A 3921-nucleotide genomic window follows, 5' to 3' on the forward strand; every position below is an offset into this window, starting at 1 on the left:
CGCCAACACGCCGTAGGCGGCGTACAACTGAGCACACTCGCACGGGGTTCGTTATCCCGCAAGAACCACAGGTTTCAGACGTCGCTATCACAGTGGGGCGAACGTAAGTGGGAGAATTGAGGCAGTCAGGAGGTGAGGCGTGTGGCGGATGTGCAGCTGCCTGCGAGGTTCGCGTACCTGTTCTGGAATGCCGATATCGATGAGCTCGATGTGGAGCGCGACGGGCGCTACATTGCGTCGCGGCTGCTGATGGCCGATGACGTGGCGGCATGGGGGTGGGCGGTGCGCCACCTGTCGGCAGATGACCTGGCATCGGTTGCATCACTGCGACACGCCACACCGCAACGCAGGGCACTGGCGCGCAACCTTGCGGCGGCCCGGGCAGACAGCGGATGAGCCGCATGTCGGCGGACCTGGAACAGTTCCTACCTTCAGCGACCCGCGCGGCCTGGTCGCGACTGGCGCCACTGGTACCCGACGACGGATACCTGGCCGGCGGAACCGCATTGACCGTGCACCTGATGCATCGGGTAAGCCGAGACCTCGACTTCTTCATCCCGTCGCCATTCGACACCGAGGGGCTCGTGGACGCGCTGGCCGCAGCCGGGTCGTTGACCCCGACGCGACTCGAGGCCGGCACGCTGAACGGCGTCTTCGACGACACAAAGATCCAGTGTCTGGACGCGTCGGGGCAGCACATGCTAGACGAGACGAAGGATGTTGCGGGCGTGCGGGTTGCCGGTATGCGAGACCTGTTCGCGACGAAGCTCGAGGTGATCGCCGACCGCGGCGAACTGCGCGACTATTTCGATCTGCTGGTGATCGAGCAACAGGCTGGCTTGCGCGCTGAGGAGGGGCTGAACCTCTTCGTCGAACGATATCGACCACGAGTCCCGCGCCAAGCTATCGCCAGGATAGTGCTCGGACTGGGGTACCTCGGCGACGTCGCCGACGATCCGACATCGCCGATGCGCCGCGAGGAGATCGAACGGTATTGGCGCCGGCGACAGCCGGAGATCGGCAAGGCGTTCGAGACCCTAGGCGGCTAGCACAGCATCCAGAATGGAATAGAACAAACCCAATCCGTCGTCGGACGGTCCGGTGAGCGCCTCGATCGCATGCTCGGGATGCGGCATCAGCCCGACGACCCGCCCGTCAGCCGAACAGACGCCGGCGATGCCGCGCATCGAGCCGTTGACGTCGTCGTGGTAGCGAAACACCACGCGCCCTTCGCCTTCCAGCTCGTCGAGCACCCGTTCGGCGGCGACGTAGCGGCCTTCCCCGGACTTCAGCGGCACCAGCAGGTCGGCGTCCGGCTCGAAGCGCGACGTCCATACGGTCGCGGTCGAAGTCACCCGCAGCCACGCATCGCGGCAGACGAAATGCAGACCGGCGTTGCGGGTCAGCGCGCCGGGCAGCAGGCCCGCCTCGCACAGCACCTGAAAACCGTTGCAGATCCCCAGAATCGGCAGACCACGGCCGGCCGCGGCGATCACCTCGCCCATCACCGGCGCGAACCGGGCGATCGCACCGGCCCGAAGATAGTCGCCGTAGGAGAACCCGCCGGGCACGACCACCGCGTCGACACCCTTGAGGTCGGCGTCGGCGTGCCACAGGCTGACCGCCTTGGCGCCGACGAAGCACACCGCCCGGGCAGCGTCGACGTCGTCAAGCGTCCCGGGAAAGGTGACGACGCCGATCCGCGCCGTCACGGCGTTTCCCGGCTGACTGTCCAGTCCTCGATCACGGTGTTGGCCAGCAGCGACTCGGCGATCTCGGCCAGCTCGGAATCGTCGACGGTATCGTCGACCTCCAGCTCAAAACGCTTGCCCTGCCGCACATGTGAGATTCCGCTGTGTCCCAGCCGTCCCAGTGCGCCGACGATCGCCTGACCCTGCGGGTCGAGAATCTCGGCCTTGGGCATCACGTGCACCACCACCCGGGCCACCGGCGCTCCTCCCACGATCTGCCAATTCGGCGCCAACTCTACCGGTGCGCGCCGGGCAGCCTTACGGGCACGAGGCGATGTAGGCCGCGCACAGCGGCGCGGTCATCGCGTCCAGAACCTGGTCGTCGGAGATCACCGGCCACGGCAGCTGCGGCGGCGACGACGACCACAGGGTCAGCTCGCTGATGGTGCTGCTCTGCGGCTGCGCTACCAGATAGGTGTGCATGACCACTGGACCGCTGATCACCGCCGCCAGCCGGTCCGGCCCGCCGGTGGTCACCGACGGCGACTCCGCCGGCGCCCCCAGCTGACATCCGCGCAATGCGGCGGCGGCGATACCGAACACCGTCGACGCGTTCTGGCCCCCGCGCGCGGTATCGCCGCGCCAGTGCAGTATCTGTGCCCACAACTGCCACTGACCGTCGGGGTTGACCACCCTCGCCCGGCCGACGACTGCGGAGTCGCGGGTGTCCTGCGCGAACGCGGGGGTGGCGCACAGCTCCTCGAACCGGAACCGCGTCGTCGTGCCGGTCAGCGGCACCGCGGCGGCAGCCAGCGACGGCCACTGGTACGCCGCGTTCAGCGGGACGGCCTCGGGTGCCATCCAGGCGCTGCCGGGAATCCGGTCGCACACCGGCGGGCAGGTCTGCGGGTCCGCGTGAGCGGTAACCGCCCACGTCTGCGCGGCCAGCATGCCGCCGGCGACCAGGATCGTCGTCGCCACCATCCGGATCGGGACCACCTCCCTGAGCGCACAATCGTAGACATGCAGCTGACACATTTCGGCCATTCCTGTCTACTTGCCGACTTCGGTGCGACGGCGATCTTGTTCGACCCGGGCAGTTTCTCGCATGGTTTCGAGGGCATCACCGGCCTGTCCGCGATCGTCATCACCCACCAGCATCCCGACCATGTCGACGTCGAGCGGCTGCCCGCTCTGATCGACGCCAATCCCGCTGCGGCGCTGTACGCCGACCCGCAAACCACCGCCCAGCTGGGCGCGCCGTGCCGGCCGGTACGTCCCGGCGACCAGCTGTCCGTCGGCGACCTGACCATCCGCGCCGTCGGGGGCCGGCATGCCGTCATCCACCCGGAAATCCCGGTGATCGACAACATCTCCTACCTGGTGGGCGACGGTGATCATCCCGCCCGGTTCATGCATCCCGGCGACGCGCTGTTCGTTCCGGACGAGCCGGTGGACGTCTTGGCGGTGCCGGCGGCGGCGCCGTGGATGAAGATCGCCGAGGCTGTCGACTACCTGCGGGCGGTGGCGCCGGCGCACGCGGTGCCCATCCACCAGGGCATCATCGCGCCGGACGCGCGCGGGCTCTACTACGGCCGGCTGTCCGAGATGACCAGCACCGACTTGCAGGTGCTGCCCGAAGAAAGCGCGGTCACCTTCTAACGAGGCCGCTGGACAACCGACTTTCGTCCCTAACCACAACGCTCTGACCTGCTGGTTCGTGGTGCATGATGAGCGAAATCCGCCCTTATTCAGCGCGCTCCTAGGGTGCGGGCGAGCTCTCTCGCGCAGAGCGTTATCGAGTGGGTGGCCTCGGCAAGTCCGGAAAGTTACGGCGTGCAATCTAGCCCGCGGCGCACCGTGGCCATCATCTCGGAGAAGTCGTCGACCGTGGACACCGCTCCGGCGATCTCGCCCGTCTCCAGGTCGATCTTCTGCACAACCGCGCCGGCAAAGAATGCCGGCGCATCGTCGACGCCGATCAGGCCACACCACTCGAACACCGCGGGTGACCGCAACGGTTCCCTGACCGGTGTGCGATGCCGGCTGCCGATGGTCACCAGCACCCGGCCGGGCTCGCTGATCGACAGCTACAAAACCACATAGCCGGCTCCCGGAGCGACCAACGGGGAACGCCTCTCCTTGATCGACGACCACACCCGACAGCACCCGGACGTGCCGGCGACACCGCCGGACCGCCGAAGCCAAACGTCAGCAAAGTCTGACCTAA

Annotated in this window: 7 protein-coding genes; 3 read left to right on the plus strand and 4 right to left on the minus strand. The window is 67.4% G+C overall.

Annotated elements, in window-relative coordinates; all coding sequences use genetic code 11:
• Window positions 1–141: 141 nt before the first annotated feature.
• Both ABDW21_RS16560 and ABDW21_RS16565 read left to right on the plus strand, forming a co-directional pair.
• Window positions 142–396 carry a hypothetical protein gene (locus ABDW21_RS16560; RefSeq protein WP_343603260.1) on the plus strand — a complete coding sequence of 85 codons (255 nt, stop codon included), beginning with the start codon at window positions 142–144 and terminating at the stop codon, window positions 394–396.
• Between the two features lie 5 nt (window positions 397–401).
• Window positions 402–1049, plus strand: coding sequence for a nucleotidyl transferase AbiEii/AbiGii toxin family protein (locus tag ABDW21_RS16565; RefSeq protein ID WP_343710763.1), 648 nt, complete (start codon window positions 402–404; stop codon window positions 1047–1049).
• On the opposite strand, the gene purQ is transcribed toward ABDW21_RS16565, so the two are convergent.
• The 3 genes from purQ to ABDW21_RS16580 form a co-directional block, all read right to left on the minus strand.
• Window positions 1038–1712, minus strand: a complete 675-nt coding sequence (gene purQ, locus ABDW21_RS16570) for a phosphoribosylformylglycinamidine synthase subunit PurQ (protein WP_343710761.1) — start codon at window positions 1710–1712, stop codon at window positions 1038–1040. The genes ABDW21_RS16565 and purQ overlap by 12 nt on opposite strands.
• Window positions 1709–1948: a phosphoribosylformylglycinamidine synthase subunit PurS gene (gene purS / locus ABDW21_RS16575; RefSeq protein ID WP_343603255.1), complete on the minus strand. Its 240-nt coding sequence runs from the start codon at window positions 1946–1948 to the stop codon at window positions 1709–1711. The genes purQ and purS overlap by 4 nt, the downstream gene beginning before the upstream one ends.
• Before the next feature lie 61 nt (window positions 1949–2009).
• Window positions 2010–2738, minus strand: coding sequence for an ATPase (locus ABDW21_RS16580; protein WP_343603254.1), 729 nt, complete (start codon window positions 2736–2738; stop codon window positions 2010–2012).
• On the opposite strand from ABDW21_RS16580, the gene ABDW21_RS16585 reads away from it, so the two are divergent.
• Window positions 2715–3353: an MBL fold metallo-hydrolase gene (locus tag ABDW21_RS16585; RefSeq protein WP_343710762.1), complete on the plus strand. Its 639-nt coding sequence runs from the start codon at window positions 2715–2717 to the stop codon at window positions 3351–3353. The two genes, ABDW21_RS16580 and ABDW21_RS16585, sit on opposite strands and share 24 nt — an antisense overlap.
• A gap of 167 nt (window positions 3354–3520) precedes the next feature.
• Here the strand turns inward: ABDW21_RS16585 and ABDW21_RS16590 are convergent, their stop codons facing one another.
• Entirely contained in the window at window positions 3521–3757 is a 237-nt protein-coding gene (locus ABDW21_RS16590; RefSeq protein WP_343603251.1) for a hypothetical protein, read from the minus strand.
• Window positions 3758–3921 lie beyond the last annotated feature (164 nt).

Source organism: Mycobacterium sp. (assembly GCF_039583805.1).
Lineage (GTDB): Bacteria > Actinomycetota > Actinomycetes > Mycobacteriales > Mycobacteriaceae > Mycobacterium.

What these genes read in the sequence shown, in the direction of transcription:
- ABDW21_RS16580 (WP_343603254.1), bottom strand. Translation starts at nt 2,738, where the DNA reads ATGGCCGAAATGTGTCAGCTGCATGTCTACGATTGTGCGCTCAGGGAG.
- ABDW21_RS16585 (WP_343710762.1), top strand. Translation starts at nt 2,715, where the DNA reads ATGCAGCTGACACATTTCGGCCATTCCTGTCTACTTGCCGACTTCGGT.
- ABDW21_RS16565 (WP_343710763.1), top strand. Translation starts at nt 402, where the DNA reads ATGTCGGCGGACCTGGAACAGTTCCTACCTTCAGCGACCCGCGCGGCC.